This is a genomic window from Pseudomonas juntendi (assembly GCF_021560075.1).
Lineage (GTDB): Bacteria > Pseudomonadota > Gammaproteobacteria > Pseudomonadales > Pseudomonadaceae > Aquipseudomonas > Aquipseudomonas juntendi.
Map to the genome: position 1 here is coordinate 2,063,222 of NZ_CP091088.1, position 18,714 is coordinate 2,081,935.

Genomic DNA, 18,714 nt, shown 5'->3' on the forward strand with positions numbered 1-18,714 from the left:
CGCCCCCGGCTTCTCAGATCCGGAAACTCCCCACCAGCTGCTTCAAGCGGCCGGCCTGCTGCGCCAGTTGATCGCAGTGGCGCAGGGTTTCATTAAGGTTCTCCACCCCTTGCTGGTTCAGCGCATTGATTTGGGTAATGTCCAGGTTGAGGCTTTCGACCACGGCGGTCTGCTCTTCGGTAGCGGTGGCCACCGACTGGTTCATGCCGTCGATCTCGCCAATACGCTGGGTGACGCTGGCCAGCCGTTCACCGGCCTGGTTGGCCACTTGCACGGTTTGCTCGCTGGACACCTGGCTGGTGTTCATGGTGTGCACCGCTTCGCGTGAACCGACTTGCAGGCTGGTGATCATGCGGTGGATTTCTTCTGCCGATTCCTGAGTCCGGTGGGCCAGGTTGCGCACCTCGTCGGCCACCACGGCAAAGCCTCTACCCGCTTCGCCCGCGCGTGCTGCCTCGATCGCAGCGTTCAGCGCCAGCAAGTTGGTCTGCTGCGAGATGCCTTTGATCACGTCCAGGATCTTGCCGATTTCATCAGTGCTGGCATTGAGCGTTTCAATCTGTGCGCACGATTCGCTGATGCGCTGCGACAGCGCAGTCATGGCGTTGATCGCTTCTTCCACCACTTCCCGGCCACCGTTGGCCTGCTCGCTGGCACCACTGGCATGCTGCGAGGCATCTGCGGCGTTGCGCGCGATTTCCTGGGTCGCGGCGCCCAGTTCGTTGATGGCTGCGGCCACGCTGTTGGTGCGCATGCTCTGCTCTTCGGAGCCACTGATCGACGCATTCGACGCGCTGACCACTTTCTCCGACAGGTCATGCACCAGGCGGGTGGCCGACGACACTTCGCTGATCGAGGCGTGAATGCGTTCGACAAAGCGGTTGAACGACGTTGCCAGTTCGCCGAATTCGTCCTGGTTCTGCACCACCAGACGGCGGGTCAGGTCGCCTTCACCCTCGGCGATATCGCGCATGGCACGGCCCATGGTGGTCAGCGGGCGCATCAGTAGTGGAATCAGCAGGCCCAGCAGGCCGGCAATGGCCGCCACGGCAATCAGCATGGCGATGATGGCCGATGTGCGGAACTGGCTGAGTGCGGCGTAGGCCTTGTCCTTGTCGATCGACAAGCCGATGTACCACTGGGCCGAAGGCAGCCCGGCGACCGGCGCGAACGAAATGATCCGGTCCTGGCCGTTCAGGGTGACATCCTGCATGCCGGCAGCGACGCGCAGGTCGCTGCCGGGGTAGATGTCCTTCAGGTTTTTCATGACCTGGTCTTTGTTCGGGCTGACGATCACCTGGCCATTGGCATCGGCGAGGAAGGCGTGGCCGAGCCCACCGAAATCCACCGAGTTGATGATCTCCACCAGGGTATCGAGGGTCAGGTCACCGCCAACCACACCGATCATTTCCCCCGTGGCCTTGCTTTTCACCGGGGTGGCGATAGTGACCATCAGGCCGCCGACCGCACCCTGGTACGGTGGCGTCAGCACCGTTTGCCCGGCATTGGCCGCCGCTGCATACCAGGGCCGTTGCCGTGGGTCGTAGCCGGCAGGCATCTGGGCGTCCGGGCGCTGGGTGAACACGCCGTTGGCCTGGCCGAGGTAGGTGAACAGGAAGTTGCGCGTGTAGGAGGGTTGCTCGATCAACCCGGCCAGGGTCTCGCCGGCACCCTGCTGGCCGATATCCTGGGCCAGGTTTTCCAGCACCAGGATGCGGCCGCTCATCCAGTTTTGCACGCTGCTGGCGGTCAAGGCCCCGGCCTGCTGCACCGAGGCTTCTATGTTCTGGCGGATAGTGTTGCGTTGCAGGTAGTCGTTATAAAGCGTGAACAGGGCGAATGCCAGGACCACGACGCCGCAGGCGCTGAGCAGGATCTTGTGGCGAAATTTCAGGTTCATGTTTCGAGACCTTGAGCCAATGTGGGGAGGACGCAGCGCGCTTATGACGTTCTGCGGGGCCTATCGACCGGGATATCGGCTCGGGGGGTAAAACATTGAAGTACTTACAGTAATTTCTTACAGACCTTTCGACAGACGGCACTCAGCCCTTGGTCAGTTGCTCTATCAGCAACCTCGCCGCTTGCTGCAGAGGCTGTTGTTTGCGCCACAGGATATGCACCGGCAGTTGCAACTCGTTGCGCGTATTACGAAAGGCCAGGCGCACCAAGCGCCCGGTTGCCAGCAGTGGGGCTACCCGAGACAACGGCAGGTCGCCCCAGCCCAGGCCGGCTTCGACCATCTGCAGGGCCAGGTCGAAGCTGTCGGTCGACCAGTGCGTGGCGCCGATCAGCGGGCGTGGATCGGCCAGCGGCAGGTCCCGGCTGCGCACGAGGATCTGGCGCACCCGGGTCAGGTCTTCGAGGTAGTGGATGCGTGCTTCACGCAGCGCCGGGTGGCTAGGGGCGAGGGTGGCTACCAAGGCTTCCATACCGATGTGCTGAAAGCCCCGGCGCGCATCCACCTGCAGGCCAGCGAAGGCCACGCAAAGATCGGCGCGGCCGCTGTCCAGCAAGTGCAGGGCCTCTTCCTGCGGGGCGCTGAGCAAAGCGATATCGAGCAATGGGTGGCGCACACCGAGGTCGGCGATAGCCGCCAGCAACGGGCGGTGATCGATGTCCGGCACCACCGCCAGCGTCAGGCTGCTTTCAAGCCCCTGTGAGAGCTCCAAGGCATGGACTTGCAACAGCCCGAGTTGCTCGGCAATCAGCCTGGCGTGCGGTTCCAGGGCCAAGGCCCGGGCGGTGGGCCGAACTTCGCGGGGCCCGCGTTCGAACAAGCTGTATCCCAGCTCCGCTTCCAGATTGCCAATGGCCATGCTGACCGCCGACGGGACCCGTTTGAGGGCGCGAGCGGCGGCGGAGAACGAGCCGCGGTCGAGCACGGCAAGAAACAGCTGGATGTTGTCGCTGGAAAAGTTCATGGCAGCCTCCTATCAGTAGATCTGACAGCTGCTGACTTTTGCTGTCAAGCGAGGTGAAGCATTATCGCGCCCTTCGTTATTGAGATTGGAGGGAAATGCAGGTGCAGGGTTTGAAGCGCAAGCTGGTGTACGTGACGTGCTATGAGCTGATAGGGCTGAGCATGTCGACCCTCGGGCTGGCTTATCTGTCAGAGACCCAGGCGTCGCATACCGGGCCATTGGCGGTGATGATCACTACCATTGCCATGCTCTGGAACCTGATTTTCAACACGTTGTTCGAGCGCTGGGAAAGCCGCCAGGCCAAGCGCGGCCGCAGCGTGGCGCGACGGGTGGCGCATGCGGTCGGCTTTCAGCTGACCCTGGTGGTGTATCTGATCCCGCTGATTGCCTGGTGGCTGGACATGACACTGGTAGAGGCACTGCTGGTGGACATGGCGTTCATTGTGCTGATCCCTTGCTACACCTTCGCCTACAACTGGGTGTTTGACCGGATCTTCGGCTTACCGACCTCGGCCATGGCCAAGGCTTGACTCAGGCGCTACAGGCCACCGCCTGGTACACCCGCTGCTGGACCGGTGCATGGCCGTCAGCAGCGGGCTTGGCCCTTGGGCGCGGGCTACGCCAGGTCGAGTTTCTCTTCCAGCCGGTCGAGGTGGGTGTGCATCAGCCCCAATGCCGCCTCGGCATCGCCTTGCTCCACGGCATCGATGATCGCCGCGTGTTCTTCCCACGCACAATGTTCGCAGCACGGCGACTCGTAGCGGGCAATGATCAGCGAGGTCATCGGCACCAGGCCGTTGAGAAACCGTGCCAGGGGCGCATTGGCCGCCACTTGCGCCAGTTTGAGGTGGAACTCGCCACCCAGGCGGATCGCCGCGCAACGCTCGCCACTTTCATGGTGCTGGCGCTCACGTTCAACCAACTGGCGCAGTTGGCGTATCTGCGCAGGGCGGGCGCGCTGCGCGGCCAGGGTGATCAGGGTGGTCTCCGCCAGCCGCCGGGCACTGAGCACCTGCCGCGCCTGCTCGGGGTCGGGGGCTGCCAGGTGCGCGGTGTGGCTAGGGCGCTGCACCACCACTTGCTGGTCACACAGGCGCCCGAGCACGCGGCGGATCACGGTACGGCTGACCCCAAACGCCTGGCCCAACGCCTGCTCGGGCAGCAGGCTGCCGGGGGGCAGGCGCTGCTCGAGAATGGCGTCGAACAGCCGTGGGTAGATTTGCTCGGCCGACAGGCGGGTTTCGCCGGCCGCGAGCAGGGCAGGCAAGTGGGGGGCGGCGTTCATGGTCGCTCTCCTCTGGTCATGGATGCAGGTGTTCATCCGGGATGTTCAGCGGGATGCCCATGCGCGCGCCCTCGGCCAGGATGTGCTGGCGCATCTGGGCACTGGCCAGGGCACTGTTGCGTTCGCGAATGGCGCGTACCACGGCCTCGTTCTCCTTCAGCCTTGCAGCCAGATGCTCCGGTGAGTTGCGCAGCATGTCGGCGCTCTGTTTAAGGGCGTTGCCGGTCTGCTGCACGACACTCTGGAAGATCGGGTTGGTGGTCAGGGCGAAGAGGGCCTCATGGAAAGCGATATAGGCCCTGACCCCAGCTTCGCTGTCATCGGCCTCCAGCGCTTCGCGCATGTCCATCAGGGTGAGGCGCAACTGGCCAACATCCTGGCTGTTGGCCGATTGTGCCACCAGGCCGACGATGAACGGTTCAAGGGTGTAGCGCAGTTCCAGTACGTCAGCCAGGCTGGCGGCGGCGCTGGTATCCAGCCCCGGTTCCAGGGCGGCAGCTTCGGCATCCAGCACCAGTACACCCTTGCCCGGCAGCGCGCGCACCAGGCCCAGGGTTTCCAGCACGGTTACCGCCTCGCGCAGGCTGGGCCGGCTGATGCCCAGTTGTTCAGCCAGCTCGCGCTGGCCTGGCAGCATGTCGCCGCTGCGCCACTGGCCGCGGGCCAGGGCCTGGCGGAGTTTTTCCACCACTGAATTGACGACGGTCGATGAGCTGATCACGGTTCGCTCCTTGAAGGGCCGGCATCAGTGCCGGCCACGTTCGCTCAGAATTCCTGCTGGTGGGCATTGGGCTGTTTGCGTGGCAACGGGGCAAAGCCGGGTTTGCCTGCCAGTACGTTGTTGGCACGCTCCAGGTCGATGTCCTTTTCCCAGCGGGCAATCGCCACGGTGGCTACACAGTTGCCGATCAGGTTGGTAAGTGCCCGGCCGATGCCCATGAACCAGTCCACCGCAAGTACCAGCACCAGGCCGACAACCGGAATCGCCGGTACGGCAGTCAACGTGGCCGCCAGGATCACCAGCGCCGAGCCAGGGATGCCGTGCGCGCCTTTCGAAGTTACCAGCGACACCAGCAGAATGGTCAGCAGGTCAGTCATCTCCAGCGGGGTGCCGGTGGCGTTGGCGATGAACACGATGGCCAGCGTCAGGTAGATGGAGAAACCGTCCAGGTTGAACGAGTAGCCGGTGGGAATCACCAGCCCCACCGTGGAACTGCCGATGCCCAGGTGTTCCAGCTTGCGCATGATCTGCGGCAGAACGGCGTCGGAAGAGGCGGTGCCCAGCACGATGGTCAGCTCTTCACGCAGGTACTTGATCAGTGGCAACAGTTTCAGGCCCGACAGGCGCATCACGGTACCCAGCACGATCAGCACGAAGCCTGCACAGGTCAGGTAGAACAGCGCTACCAGGCCGCCCAGGTGCTGCAGCGATTCCAGGCCGTACTTGCTGGTGGTGAAGGCGATGGCACCGAATACACCGATCGGGGCGAGGCGCACGATCATGCCCATGATGCGGAAGATCACATGGCTTAGTTCGTTGATCAGCCGCGAAATGCCGGCGGCCGAGTCGCCCACCAGGTTCAATGCGCTGCCGAACAGCACCGAAAACAGCAGCACCTGAAGGATGTTGTTGTCGGCGAAGGCGCCGATCACCGAGGTAGGGATCAGGTCCATGAAGAACGCTGCGGCGCCATGGATGTGTTGACCGCGCTCGGCCAGGCTGCTGGCATCGGCACTGGACAGTTGGTCCAGGTGAATATTGGCGCCGCTGCCGATGCCGCTGCTGAAGGCGAATACCAGGCCGATCACCAACGCCAGGGTGGTCAGCACTTCAAAGTAGATTACCGACTTCAAGCCGATGCGCCCGACCTTTTTCAGGTCGCCCGCGCCCGAGATACCACTGACCACCACGCAGAACACGATCAGGCCGATGAGCATCTTGATCAGCTTGATGAAGCCGTCGCCTAGGGGTTTGAGTTGTAGCGAAAGGTCGGGGAAGCTGAGGCCGCAGGCAATGCCGAGGGCAAGGCCAAGCACGACTTGCAGGAATATCGAACGCGAGCACCATTTGAGCATGGGAGAAGTCTCAGATCGGTGTCCTTGCTTCGGTAGCCGCACGGGGCGAAAGAGCGCAGGACTTAATTATTGTGGTCTTACCGGTTTGTTCAGCGCCAGGCCATAAAAGCGCGAAAAATCGTTCTTTGCAAGGATTTTTGGCCTTACCGGTCTGACCAGTTATGGGGCGAGTGGGCCTGCCGCGCTCTAGTTCGGTGCGCAGCGGGAAGTTCATGATTGAGCAGGGCGCTTGAGCGAACACGCCCCCGGTGCCGGTGATACCCTTGAACCTGATTCGAGCAGGGCCCGCCCCCTACGGCCAATGCAAGCTACCTGCCAATCCCGCCTTGCGGTCGCCATTTCTTCTCTTTGCATCAAGCCCGGGCCCTCGAGCCGGGCAAAAAAAAACGGCACCTGCCAGAGGTGCCGTTTTCGCTAGGTGCGAATTTTACTTGTGCAGCTCTTGCGCCGCGTACAGCGTGTTCTCCAGCAGGCACGCCCGGGTCATTGGCCCAACCCCGCCCGGTACTGGGGTGATCCAGCCGGCGCGGGGCAGGGCAGTCTCGTAGACCACATCGCCGACCAGCTTGCCATCTGCCTGGCGGTTGATGCCCACGTCGATCACGATGGCGCCTTCCTTGATCCACTCACCTTTGACCAGGCCCGGCTTGCCTGCGGCCACCACCACCAGATCGGCGCGGCCTACATGGCCGGCCAAGTCCTTGGTAAAGCGGTGGCATACAGTCACGGTGCAGCCGGCCAGCAGCAGCTCCATGGCCATTGGGCGGCCAACGATGTTGGAAGCGCCGACGATGACGGCGTTCATGCCGTACAGATCCTGGCCGGTGCTTTCCAGCAGGGTCATGATGCCTTTTGGTGTGCACGGGCGCAGCAGCGGAATACGCTGGGCCAGACGGCCGATGTTGTACGGGTGGAAGCCGTCCACGTCTTTGTCAGGGCGAATGCGCTCGAGCAGCAGCGACGCCTCCAGGTGCGCCGGCAGCGGCAACTGCAGCAGAATGCCGTCGACGGCCGGGTCGTCGTTAAGACGGTCGATCAGCTCGGTCAGGGCTTCTTGCGTGGTCTCGGCGGGCAGGTCGAAAGCCTGCGAAATGAAGCCGACCTCTTCGCAGTCCTTGCGCTTGTGCGAGACATAGACTTGGGAGGCGGGGTCGGTGCCGACCAGGATCACCGCCAGGCCCGGCGTACGCAGGCCTTGCTGGCGACGCTCCACGACACGTTGAGCGATCTGCTGGCGCAGGCTGGCGGCGATTGCCTTGCCATCGATTAGGTGTGCAGTCATAGACGCGTGATTAACCATCGAGAAGGAAACAATAAAGAGCGCGCATTCTCGCACGACATGGGCGAAGGGCAAAGGCGGGTGGTCGGGCAAATCCCCTAAGCCCTTAAATAATTTAAATTTTTTTGAAAAAGGTGTTGACGACTTTCGGGGTCGCCTATAAGATTCGCCGCACTTGTCGGGCACAGCCTAGCACTGGTTGGCTAAGTCGGGCAGAATGGGTCGTTTGGCAGTTAGCTGTTAAATACTTGTTCGGTTAGGCTTGAAGCTTAAGCGCCCGTAGCTCAGCTGGATAGAGCATCCGCCTTCTAAGCGGATGGTCGCAGGTTCGAGTCCTGCCGGGTGCGCCATTAGGCAGCTTTGGCAAGCAAGTTGGCTGTAATGCAATATGGTGGGCGTAGCTCAGTTGGTAGAGCGCTGGATTGTGATTCCAGTTGTCGTGGGTTCGATTCCCATCGTCCACCCCATATTTTCGAAGGCGCCTCGATAGCATCTGGCGCCTTTGTTTTAAGCGTTACGCGGACGTGGTGAAATTGGTAGACACACTGGATTTAGGTTCCAGCGGCGCAAGCTGTAAGAGTTCGAGTCTCTTCGTCCGCACCATGTTTTTGTAAGGTTGTACCGTAACACCGCACTATGGTGGGCGTAGCTCAGTTGGTAGAGCGCTGGATTGTGATTCCAGTTGTCGTGGGTTCGATTCCCATCGTCCACCCCATATTTTAAAGAGGCGCCTTGGTCGTGAGATCAGGCGCCTTTTTTGTTTTCATTGCTCCGTCATGCGGGCACTGCACGGTTCAGCACAAAATCTTCGTGATTCCCCCCTTGCAATGCTCTGGTGGCAGCCCAATAAAAGCTGTTAGATTTCAGCCGGTTGAAGCACCGGCCCCGTTGGCCGGCAGAGGAACAGCCCGATGATTGCAAAAGAAGCCCGTCAGGCCTTGGCGCTGCAGCGATTTGCCGACGCCAACCCGCAGCTGCTCGAGGAGATTCGCGAGCTGGATGCGCGCGAGCAGGCCCAGCAAATCGAGTGGGCGTTCGAAGATGCGGCCCAGGAGCAGGGGCTGCAGCCCTGGGAGCTGGCGCTGCAACTGATCGCCGAAAGCCCGGAACAGTTGCGGGCCATGCGCCTTGAAACGCACCGCGAGGTCGCCGAGGCGCTGGGCCTGGAGTGGGAAGAATACTGTCAGTTCAACGAAATCGACCCTGAATAAAGGCAGCGAATTCGCCACTGGCAGTTGTTTGACAAGTTATTACGGCTGCACTGCGCCATGGGCAGGGTGCCGCTCTTGATGAAGGGGGCCCGGCGGCACGCCGTGCGGGCCTTGAAAGCTAATCGACCGGCGTGGTTTCCCGTCGTCCCGTGTGGGGTGACTTCTGCCGCGCGACTCACTAGAATGCTTGCCCTTGATTCTGGAGTCGGGCTAACGCCGGCTAACGTCTGTGCAACGAGGAATATCCATGCAAGTTTCTGTTGAAAACACTTCCGCTCTCGAGCGCCGCATGACCATCGCCGTTCCGGCCGAGCGCGTCGAGAACGAAGTCAACAAGCGTCTGCAACAGACTGCCAAGCGCGCCAAGGTTGCCGGCTTCCGCCCAGGCAAGGTGCCAATGAGCGTGATCCGTCAGCGCTTCGAAGCCGATGCACGCCAGGAGGCGTTCGGTGATCTGGTCCAGGCTTCCTTCTATGAGGCCATCGTTGAGCAGAAGCTGAACCCTGCAGGTGCCCCATCCGTTGAACCCAAGTCGTTCGAAAAAGGCAAGGACCTGGAGTTCGTCGCCATCTTCGAAGTGTTCCCGGAGTTCACCGTTTCCGGCCTGGAGTCGATCAACGTCGAGCGCCTGAGCGCCGAAGTGGCCGACGCCGACCTGGACAACATGCTGGAAGTGCTGCGCAAGCAGAACACTCGCTTCGAGGCTGTCGAGCGCGCCGCGCAGAACGATGACCAGGTCAACATCGATTTCGTTGGCAAGGTCGACGGTGAAGCGTTCGCCGGTGGCTCTGCCAAAGGCACCCAGCTGGTACTGGGTTCCGGCCGCATGATCCCGGGCTTCGAAGACGGTCTGGTGGGCGCCAAGGCTGGCGAAGAGCGCGTTGTCAACGTGACCTTCCCTGAGGACTACCAGAACCTGGACCTGGCCGGCAAAGCCGCCGAGTTCACCATCACCGTCAACAGCGTTTCGGCCCCTGTGCTGCCTGAGCTGAACGAAGAGTTCTTCGCCCAGTTCGGTATCAAGGAATCGACCCTGGAAGGCTTCCGCGCCGAAGTTCGCAAGAACATGGAGCGTGAGCTGCGCCAGGCAATCAAGACCAAGGTGAAGAACCAGGTCATGGACGGTCTGCTGGCCGCCAACCCGATCGAAGCGCCGAAGGCCCTGCTGGAAAACGAAGTCAACCGTCTGCGCGTCCAGGCTGTTCAGCAGTTCGGTGGCAACATCAAGCCTGACCAGCTGCCTGCCGAGCTGTTCGAAGAACAAGCCAAGCGCCGCGTAGTGCTGGGCCTGATCGTCGCCGAAGTGGTCAAGCAGTTCGAGCTCAAGCCGGACGATGCCAAGGTTCGCGAGATGATCGAAGAAATGGCTTCGGCTTACCAGGAGCCTGAGCAGGTCATCGCTTGGTACTACAAGAACGACCAGCAAATGAACGAAGTGCGTTCGGTTGTGCTGGAAGAGCAAGTTGTAGATACTGTTCTGCAGAAAGCTACTGTGACCGACAAGTCGGTCTCGTACGAAGATGCCGTAAAACCAGCCCAGGCACCTGCCGAAGCTGAGTAATACGTTTTCTCTCGTAGGAAAACCCCACAAGCCAGCCTTCGAGCTGGCTTGTGCGTTATCAAGCCATGACTATTTGGGAGTGAGCGCAGGACATGTCCCGCAATTCTTATATTCAGCAGAGCTCTGACATCCAGGCCGCAGGCGGCCTGGTCCCGATGGTTATCGAGCAGTCCGCCCGTGGCGAGCGTGCGTACGACATCTATTCGCGCCTGTTGAAGGAGCGAGTGATTTTCCTGGTTGGCCCGGTTGAAGACTACATGGCTAACCTGGTCGTAGCGCAGATGCTGTTCCTCGAAGCGGAAAACCCGGACAAGGATATCCATCTCTACATCAACTCCCCGGGCGGCTCCGTCACCGCGGGCATGTCGATCTACGACACCATGCAGTTCATCAAGCCGGACGTCTCGACCATCTGCATCGGCCAGGCCTGCAGCATGGGCGCCTTCCTGCTGGCCGCAGGTGCCAAGGGCAAGCGTCACTGCCTGCCGAACTCGCGCGTGATGATTCACCAGCCGCTGGGCGGCTTCCAGGGCCAGGCGACCGATATCGAGATTCATGCCCAGGAAATCCTCAATATCAAGGCGCGCCTTAACGAGTTGCTGGCCTACCACACCGGCCAGGATCTGGAGACCATCAAGCGTGACACCGAACGTGACAACTTCATGAGCGCCTCGCGCGCAGCCGAGTATGGCCTGATCGACTCGGTCTACGACAAGCGGCAACTGGCCTCCTGAACCGGGGGGTCAGAGCAGGTGGGTGCGCGAAGCGTCCACCTGCGGACTTGAAAAAGCCCGCAATTGCCTTCATCTTGTGTTGCAAGCCTACCGGATTGGATCGATCGAATGACTGACACCCGTAACGGCGAGGACAGCGGCAAATTGCTCTATTGCTCCTTCTGCGGCAAAAGCCAGCACGAAGTGCGCAAATTGATTGCCGGGCCCTCGGTATTTATCTGCGACGAGTGCGTCGACCTGTGCAATGACATCATCCGTGAGGAGGTGCAGGAAGCCCAGGCCGAGAGCAGCGCGCACAAATTGCCTTCGCCGAAAGAAATCAGCGGCATCCTGGACCAGTACGTCATTGGTCAGGAGCGCGCGAAAAAGGTGCTGGCTGTAGCGGTGTACAACCACTACAAGCGCCTTAACCAGCGTGACAAGAAGGGTGACGAAGTCGAACTGGGCAAGAGCAACATCCTGCTCATCGGGCCTACTGGCTCGGGCAAGACCCTGCTCGCCGAAACCCTGGCACGCCTGTTGAACGTACCGTTCACCATTGCCGACGCCACCACCCTGACCGAGGCCGGTTATGTGGGTGAAGACGTCGAGAACATCATTCAGAAGCTGTTGCAGAAGTGCGACTACGACGTGGAAAAGGCCCAGATGGGCATTGTCTACATCGACGAAATCGACAAGATCTCGCGCAAGTCGGACAACCCGTCCATCACCCGTGACGTCTCGGGCGAGGGCGTGCAGCAGGCGCTGTTGAAGCTGATCGAAGGCACCGTGGCCTCGGTACCGCCGCAAGGGGGGCGCAAGCACCCGCAACAGGAGTTCCTGCAGGTTGACACCCGCAACATCCTGTTCATCTGCGGTGGCGCGTTCTCGGGCCTTGAAAAGGTCATCCAGAACCGTTCCACCAAAGGTGGCATTGGTTTCGGCGCTGAAGTGCGTAGCAAGGAAGAGGGCAAGAAGGTTGGCGAGTCCCTGCGTGAGGTCGAGCCGGACGATCTGGTCAAGTTTGGCCTGATTCCGGAGTTCGTCGGCCGCCTGCCGGTTCTGGCTACCCTGGACGAGCTGGACGAGGCTGCATTGGTGCAGATCCTCACCGAGCCGAAGAACGCCCTCACCAAGCAGTATGCCAAGCTGTTCGAGATGGAAAGTGTCGACCTGGAGTTCCGCAGCGATGCGCTCAAGGCCGTGGCACGCAGGGCTTTGGAGCGCAAAACCGGCGCCCGTGGCCTGCGTTCTATTCTCGAAGGCGTGCTGCTCGACACCATGTACGAGATTCCTTCGCAGAAGGATGTCAGCAAGGTGGTGATCGACGAGAGCGTCATCGACGGCACTTCGCAGCCGCTGATGATCTACGAGAACACTGAGCCGCAAGCCAAGGCTGCGCCAGACGCCTGATACAGGCAAATGCCAGTTTGTGGTTGCAAGCATGAAGGGGCCTACGGGCCCCTTCATGCTTTTCCTGTGCTAATGCTTGTAATTTCCCAAGCCTGCCCCCACATTAGGTCCAAGCATCATTTCCACCGGTTTCCGGCCACAAGGCCGCTGTAGAGGCGAAATCATGAAGACCACCCTCGACTTGCCTCTTTTGCCATTGCGCGATGTCGTTGTATACCCGCACATGGTTATCCCGCTGTTTGTGGGGCGTGAAAAGTCCATAGAAGCCCTTGAGGCCGCGATGACGGGCGAAAAGCAGATCCTCCTGCTGGCCCAGAAAAACCCAGCCGATGATGACCCTGGCGAAGACGCCTTGTACCGTGTCGGTACTGTTGCCACCGTGCTGCAACTGTTGAAGCTGCCTGATGGCACCGTCAAGGTGCTGGTCGAAGGCGAACAGCGTGGCGCCGTCGAGCGCTTCACCGAAGTGGAAGGGCACATCCGTGCCGAAGTTTCGCTGATCGACGAAACCGACTCCGCCGAGCGCGAGTCGGAAGTTTTCGTGCGCACGCTACTGTCGCAGTTCGAGCAGTATGTGCAACTGGGTAAAAAAGTCCCTGCCGAAGTGCTGTCGTCGCTGAACAGCATCGAAGAGCCAGGGCGGCTGGTCGATACCATGGCTGCGCACATGGCCCTGAAGATCGAGCAGAAGCAGGAAATCCTCGAAATTGTCGACCTCACCGCCCGCGTGGAGCACGTGCTGGCACTGCTGGATGCCGAAATCGACCTGTTGCAGGTGGAAAAGCGCATTCGCGGTCGGGTCAAGAAGCAGATGGAGCGCAGCCAGCGCGAGTACTACCTGAATGAGCAGATGAAGGCCATTCAGAAAGAGCTCGGCGATGGTGACGAAGGCCACAACGAAGTCGAAGAGCTGAAAAAGCGCATCGAAGCTGCCGGCCTGCCCAAGGATGCCTTGACCAAGGCCCAGGCTGAGCTCAACAAGCTCAAGCAGATGTCGCCCATGTCAGCCGAAGCCACCGTGGTGCGCTCGTACCTCGACTGGCTGGTGCAGGTGCCGTGGAAGGCCCAGAGCAAAGTCCGCCTGGACCTGGCCAAGGCCGAGGAAATCCTTGATGCCGACCATTATGGTCTGGAAGAGGTCAAGGAGCGCATCCTCGAGTACCTCGCCGTACAGAAACGGGTGAAGAAAATCCGTGGTCCTGTGCTGTGCCTGGTAGGCCCACCCGGCGTCGGCAAGACTTCGCTCGCCGAATCGATCGCCACCGCCACCAACCGCAAGTTCGTGCGCATGGCACTGGGCGGGGTGCGTGACGAAGCCGAGATCCGTGGTCACCGTCGTACCTACATCGGTTCCATGCCGGGCCGCCTGATCCAGAAGATGACCAAGGTGGGTGTACGCAACCCGCTGTTCCTGCTCGACGAAATCGACAAGATGGGCAGCGACATGCGTGGCGACCCTGCCTCGGCGTTGCTCGAAGTGCTCGATCCGGAGCAGAACCACAACTTCAATGACCACTACCTGGAGGTCGACTACGACCTCTCGGACGTCATGTTCCTGTGCACCTCGAACTCGATGAACATTCCACCGGCGCTGCTGGACCGCATGGAAATCATCCGCCTGCCGGGGTACACCGAGGACGAGAAGATCAATATCGCCATCAAGTACCTGGTGCCCAAGCAGGTCAAGGCCAACGGCTTGAAGAAAGACGAGTTGGAGGTCGATGTCTCGGCGATTCGCGACATCATCCGCTTCTACACCCGTGAAGCCGGTGTGCGTGGCCTGGAGCGGCAGATCGCCAAGGTTTGCCGTAAAGTGGTCAAGGAACATACCGGGCAGAAGCAGGTCAAGGTCAAGGTTGCCAGCGAACAGCTGGAGCACCTGCTGGGCGTGCGCAAGTTCCGCTACGGCCTGGCCGAGCAGCAAGATCAGATCGGCCAGGTTACCGGCCTGGCCTGGACCCAGGTGGGCGGCGAGTTGCTGACCATCGAAGCCGTGGTTATCCCGGGCAAGGGCCAACTGATCAAGACGGGCTCGCTGGGCGATGTCATGGTCGAATCGATCACTGCCGCGCAAACCGTGGTGCGCAGCCGCGCCCACAGCCTGGGTATAGCCGCCGGCTTCCACGAGAAGCACGACGTGCACATCCACATGCCCGAAGGGGCCACACCGAAAGACGGCCCGAGTGCCGGTATCGGCATGTGCACGGCGTTGGTCTCGGCCCTTACGCAGATCCCGGTGCGCGCTGATGTCGCCATGACGGGTGAAATCACCTTGCGCGGCCAGGTGCTGGCAATTGGCGGGTTGAAGGAAAAACTGCTGGCAGCACACCGGGGCGGTATCAAGACGGTCATCATTCCGGAGGAGAACGTTCGCGATCTGAAGGAAATTCCGGAAAATATCAAACAGGATCTGCAGATCAAACCCGTCAAATGGATTGACGAAGTCCTGCAAATTGCGCTGCAATACGCCCCGGAGCCCTTGCCAGATGTGGCTCCCGAGATCGTCGCGAAAGAAGAAAAGCGCGACAGCGATGCCAAGGAAAGAATCAGCACGCATTAGTGGTTTTTGGCTGGGAGGCTTTCCTTGACAGTTTTTTCGAGGCCTTGCTATAAAGCGGCTCGTTATTGTCAACAAGCCTCCCAACGTACGTTTCGTAAGCTTTCCATTACATACTTAGAAACAAACTCAATAGAGAAATAAGGGGACTTAGAGTGAACAAGTCGGAACTGATTGACGCTATCGCCGTATCGGCTGACATTTCCAAAGCTGCTGCAGGTAAGGCTCTGGACGCTGTGATCGACTCCGTAACCGGTGCCCTGAAAGCAGGCGACGACGTCGTTCTGGTTGGCTTCGGAACCTTCACGGTCAAAGAGCGCGCCGAGCGCACTGGCCGTAACCCACAAACCGGCAAGGCGATCAAGATTGCAGCCGCCAAGGTTCCAGGTTTCAAGGCAGGCAAAGGCCTGAAAGACGCCGTCAACTAAGTCGTCTTCAGCCGGACCCGGCCAGGCCTGGTCCGAGCACGCTGATGGCGGGGCGCAAACGTTCCCGCCTGACACGTTTGCTAAGCAAAGGCGCATCCTCGGATGCGCCTTTCTTTTATCAGGATTCTACCCACGCTCCGCGGTTGTCGACGCAGTGGTACAGCCGTTTCTGGGGGACGCATGCTGCAAAATATCAGGGACAATTCACAAGGTTGGATTGCCAAGTCCATCATCGGCCTAATCGTCGTATTGATGGCGTTGACCGGTTTCGAAGCCATTTTTCAGGCCGCCACACATAGCCAGGACGCCGCCAAGGTAAACGGCCAGACCATCAGCCAGAACGAGCTGAGCCAGGCGGCCGACATGCAGCGCCGCCAGCTGATGCAACAGTTGGGCAAGGACTTCGACCCAGCGCTGCTGGATGAAAAACTGCTGCGTGAAGAGGCCCTCAAGGGCCTGATCAGCCGCAAGCTCTTGCTGCAGGGGGCTGAAGACGCCAAGTTTGCCTTCTCCGATGCCGCGCTGGATCAGGTGATCCTGCAAACGCCGGAGTTCCAGGTAGACGGTAAATTCAGCGCCGACCGCTTCGACCAGGTCATTCGCCAGATGGGTTATGGCCGCATGCAGTTCCGCGACATGCTGGCCGAGGAAATGCTCATCGGCCAGTTGCGCACCGGCCTGGCCGGCAGCAGCTTCGTCACCGACCAGCAAGTCGATGCCTTCGCCCGCCTCGAGAAGCAGACCCGCGACTTCGCCTCCCTGACCTTCAAGGCCGACCCGGCCGCGGTCAAGGTCAGCGACGCCGAGGTCAAGGCGCACTACGACCAGCACGCCAAGGAGTTCATGTCGCCTGACCAGGTGGTGATCGACTACATCGAGCTGAAAAAGTCTGCGTACTTCGACCAGGTCAAGGTGACCGACGAAGAGCTCAAGGCCCAGTACGAGAAAGAAATCGCCAACCTCGCCGAGCAACGCCACGCGGCGCACATCCTGATCGAAGTGAACGACAAGGTCAGCGACGCACAGGCCAAGGCCCGTGCTGAAGAGATCGAGCAGCGCCTGGCCAAGGGTGAGAACTTTGCCACCCTGGCCAAGGAGTTCTCCCAGGACCCGGGTTCGGCCGGCAACGGTGGTGACCTTGGTTTCGCCGGCCCGGGTGTGTATGACCCGGCCTTCGAAGAGGCGCTGTACAAGCTGCAGGATGGCCAGGTATCGGCGCCGGTGCGTACCCAGTTCGGTTACCACCTGATCAAGCTGTTGGGCGTACAGGCGCCAGAGGTGCCGAGCTTCGCCAGCCTGAAGGACAAGCTTACCCGTGACCTGAAGACCCCGCTGGTCGAGCAGCGTTACGTGGATGCCAGCAAGCAGCTGCAGGATGCTGCCTATGAGGCTTCCGACCTGGCCCAGCCGGCCCAGGACCTGAACCTCAAGGTCCACACCTCTGCACCATTCGGTCGCGAAGGCGGCGAAGGCATTACTGCCAACCGTTCGGTGGTGCAGGCTGCGTTTTCCGAAGAAGTACTCGACGAGGGGGCCAATAGTACCGCCATCGAGCTCGACCCGGAAACCACCGTGGTATTGCGCGTCAAGGAGCACCGCAAGCCTGAGCAACTGCCGCTGGAGGCAGTGGCCCAGAATATCCGCCAGCACCTGGCCAAGGAGAAGGCCACGGCCGAACTCAAGGCCAAGGCGGACAAGCTGATCGCCGGCCTGCGCGACGGTTCCATTGCTGCTGGCAGTGTGCATGAGGGCCAGGGCTGGAAAACCCACGAAGCCGTGACCCGCGGTGAGGAAGGCATCGATCCTGAGGAACTGCAGGCGCTGTTCCGCCTGGCGAAACCGCAAGCCAAGGACAAGCCGGTGTATGGCAGCGTCGTGCTGCGTGACGGTAGCCTGGTGGTGCTGCAGCTCAAGGGCGTCAACGAAGGCACTACCGCCACCGACGAAGAGAAGCAGCAGATTCGCCGCTACCTCGCCTCGCGTGCCGGCCAGCAAGATTTCGCGGCCTACCGCAAGCAGCTGGAAGCCAATGCCGACATCACCCGTTACTGACGTGATCGCTGCATGACGAACGGGCCGCCTAGTGCGGCCCGTTCTGTTTCTGCTGCCTGCTCCGGCCTAGCGCTTCACCCCTTCATGATTATCCAGCGTGTCCCGCGCGATCTCCCGCCCCAGGGCAATCAGCTCGGGCGCCTTGTAGAATTCGAAGAACCGGCATACCCGTTTCGGCACGTTGATCAGCACATCCGGCGGATAGCCGGCGATCTTGTACTGCGCCAATGAGGTCTGCATGACCTCGAAACTCTGGTTGATCAAGTCCAGCAGCGAGGCTGGGCCCACGTTGTCGATGATGAACGAACCGGTAGCCGACTTCGGCGCGCCTTCGCGCTCTGGCGCAGCCGCCGGCTGCTGTGTGCCCGGGCTGGCGGCTTCGCTTTGCCATGGGTTGGGCTGTGCCAGCCCTTCAGCGACGATTTCCTGTTCGATGCGGATCAATTCTTCGGCCGGTTTGCGCCGGAACGGCAGGTGTGCGCCCAATGAACTGAGCAAGGCATCGAAGCGCATCTTGAACGCCGCCGGGCGTTCGATCACCGGCAGCTGGTACTGCTTCTGGTTGGTGGCGTTGAGGTTGACCGCGATGATCAGGTCGCAATGGCTGGACACCACCGGTACGATCGGCAGCGGGTTCAGGATACCGCCATCAACCAGCATACGGTTGCCCTGCATTACCGGTGTAAACAGGCTGGGGATGGCCGCCGAGGCGCGCATGGCCTGGTGCAGGCAGCCCTCCTGAAACCATATCTCCTGCTGGTTGGTCAGGTCGGCGGCAACCGCCGTGTAGGGGATGCGCAGTTGCTCGATATTGATCTCGCCGACGATCTTGCGGATCTGCCCGAACACCTTGTCACCGCGGATGGCGCCCAGGCGAAAGCTGACATCCACCAGGCGCAGCACATCCAGATAATCAAGGCTCTCGATCCAGTTGCGGTACTCGTCCAGCTTGCCGGCGGCATAGATGCCACCGATGACTGCACCCATGGAGCAGCCAGCGATGCAGGCGATATCGTAACCCCGGCGCTCGATTTCCTCGATCACGCCTATGTGCGCATACCCTCGAGCCCCGCCCGAACCCAGTACCAGTGCCACGCGTTTACTCATCAACTTTCCCCGGCCAGTGCCATCATGCCCCTACAATGCACCCATCGTTGCCTCTGCTTCAATGTAGATTGTGTGCAGCTACTGTAGTAAAACCGCTTTGGCAAAGCCGGC

15 protein-coding genes, 4 tRNA genes and 1 pseudogene are annotated in these 18,714 nt (G+C 60.7%); 12 read left to right on the forward strand and 8 right to left on the reverse strand.

Going from position 1 to position 18,714, the window contains the following annotated elements:
• Positions 1-13: 13 nt before the first annotated feature.
• From L1P09_RS26330 to L1P09_RS09530, 3 genes and pseudogenes are all read right to left on the reverse strand, one after another.
• On the reverse strand, positions 14-754 hold the full coding sequence (locus tag L1P09_RS26330; RefSeq protein WP_408005360.1) for a methyl-accepting chemotaxis protein: 741 nt from the start codon (positions 752-754) through the stop codon (positions 14-16).
• A gap of 114 nt (positions 755-868) precedes the next feature.
• Positions 869-1,900 (reverse strand): annotated as a pseudogene (gene mcpA, locus L1P09_RS26335) (methyl-accepting chemotaxis protein McpA); the annotation flags it as partial.
• A 142-nt stretch (positions 1,901-2,042) separates the two neighbouring features.
• A complete protein-coding gene (locus L1P09_RS09530) occupies positions 2,043-2,921 on the reverse strand; it encodes a LysR family transcriptional regulator (RefSeq protein WP_110679587.1) in 879 nt (292 codons plus the stop codon).
• Positions 2,922-3,022: 101 nt separating this feature from the next.
• Here L1P09_RS09530 and L1P09_RS09535 point away from each other — a divergent pair, with 101 nt between their 5' ends.
• On the forward strand, positions 3,023-3,451 hold the full coding sequence (locus L1P09_RS09535; RefSeq protein ID WP_009682645.1) for a PACE efflux transporter: 429 nt from the start codon (positions 3,023-3,025) through the stop codon (positions 3,449-3,451).
• 86 nt (positions 3,452-3,537) lie between these two features.
• On the opposite strand, the gene L1P09_RS09540 is transcribed toward L1P09_RS09535, so the two are convergent.
• From L1P09_RS09540 to folD, 4 genes are all read right to left on the reverse strand, one after another.
• A complete protein-coding gene (locus L1P09_RS09540; protein ID WP_054905976.1) occupies positions 3,538-4,206 on the reverse strand; it encodes a GntR family transcriptional regulator in 669 nt (222 codons plus the stop codon).
• A 16-nt stretch (positions 4,207-4,222) separates the two neighbouring features.
• Positions 4,223-4,927: a FadR/GntR family transcriptional regulator gene (locus L1P09_RS09545; RefSeq protein WP_009682643.1), complete on the reverse strand. Its 705-nt coding sequence runs from the start codon at positions 4,925-4,927 to the stop codon at positions 4,223-4,225.
• Between the two features lie 44 nt (positions 4,928-4,971).
• Positions 4,972-6,282, reverse strand: coding sequence for a C4-dicarboxylate transporter DctA (locus L1P09_RS09550; RefSeq protein ID WP_009682642.1), 1,311 nt, complete (start codon positions 6,280-6,282; stop codon positions 4,972-4,974).
• Positions 6,283-6,709: 427 nt separating this feature from the next.
• Entirely contained in the window at positions 6,710-7,564 is an 855-nt protein-coding gene (gene folD, locus L1P09_RS09555; RefSeq protein WP_009682641.1) for a bifunctional methylenetetrahydrofolate dehydrogenase/methenyltetrahydrofolate cyclohydrolase FolD, read from the reverse strand.
• A gap of 270 nt (positions 7,565-7,834) precedes the next feature.
• Between folD and L1P09_RS09560 the strand changes: the two genes are divergently transcribed.
• From L1P09_RS09560 to L1P09_RS09610, 11 genes are all read left to right on the forward strand, one after another.
• Positions 7,835-7,911 (forward strand) — tRNA-Arg (locus L1P09_RS09560).
• A gap of 41 nt (positions 7,912-7,952) precedes the next feature.
• Positions 7,953-8,028 (forward strand) — tRNA-His (locus L1P09_RS09565).
• 51 nt (positions 8,029-8,079) lie between these two features.
• A tRNA-Leu gene (locus L1P09_RS09570) sits at positions 8,080-8,164 on the forward strand.
• Between the two features lie 36 nt (positions 8,165-8,200).
• Positions 8,201-8,276, forward strand: a tRNA-His gene (locus L1P09_RS09575).
• 196 nt (positions 8,277-8,472) lie between these two features.
• Complete coding sequence (locus L1P09_RS09580) at positions 8,473-8,772, forward strand: DUF6388 family protein (protein ID WP_009683823.1); 300 nt, start codon at positions 8,473-8,475, stop codon at positions 8,770-8,772.
• Between the two features lie 247 nt (positions 8,773-9,019).
• Complete coding sequence (gene tig / locus L1P09_RS09585) at positions 9,020-10,333, forward strand: trigger factor (RefSeq protein ID WP_029884960.1); 1,314 nt, start codon at positions 9,020-9,022, stop codon at positions 10,331-10,333.
• 92 nt (positions 10,334-10,425) lie between these two features.
• Entirely contained in the window at positions 10,426-11,067 is a 642-nt protein-coding gene (gene clpP, locus L1P09_RS09590) for an ATP-dependent Clp endopeptidase proteolytic subunit ClpP (RefSeq protein WP_009683825.1), read from the forward strand.
• Between the two features lie 108 nt (positions 11,068-11,175).
• Positions 11,176-12,459 (forward strand): ATP-dependent Clp protease ATP-binding subunit ClpX, encoded by a 1,284-nt coding sequence (gene clpX, locus L1P09_RS09595; RefSeq protein WP_009683826.1) that lies wholly within the window; start codon positions 11,176-11,178, stop codon positions 12,457-12,459.
• A 163-nt stretch (positions 12,460-12,622) separates the two neighbouring features.
• A complete protein-coding gene (lon, locus tag L1P09_RS09600; protein ID WP_009683827.1) occupies positions 12,623-15,019 on the forward strand; it encodes an endopeptidase La in 2,397 nt (798 codons plus the stop codon).
• Between the two features lie 152 nt (positions 15,020-15,171).
• Entirely contained in the window at positions 15,172-15,444 is a 273-nt protein-coding gene (hupB, locus tag L1P09_RS09605; RefSeq protein WP_009683828.1) for a nucleoid-associated protein HU-beta, read from the forward strand.
• 180 nt (positions 15,445-15,624) lie between these two features.
• Complete coding sequence (locus L1P09_RS09610; RefSeq protein WP_009683829.1) at positions 15,625-17,496, forward strand: SurA N-terminal domain-containing protein; 1,872 nt, start codon at positions 15,625-15,627, stop codon at positions 17,494-17,496.
• A 66-nt stretch (positions 17,497-17,562) separates the two neighbouring features.
• Here the strand turns inward: L1P09_RS09610 and L1P09_RS09615 are convergent, their stop codons facing one another.
• Entirely contained in the window at positions 17,563-18,603 is a 1,041-nt protein-coding gene (locus tag L1P09_RS09615) for a patatin-like phospholipase family protein (protein ID WP_054905356.1), read from the reverse strand.
• Between the last annotated feature and the right edge of the window lie 111 nt (positions 18,604-18,714).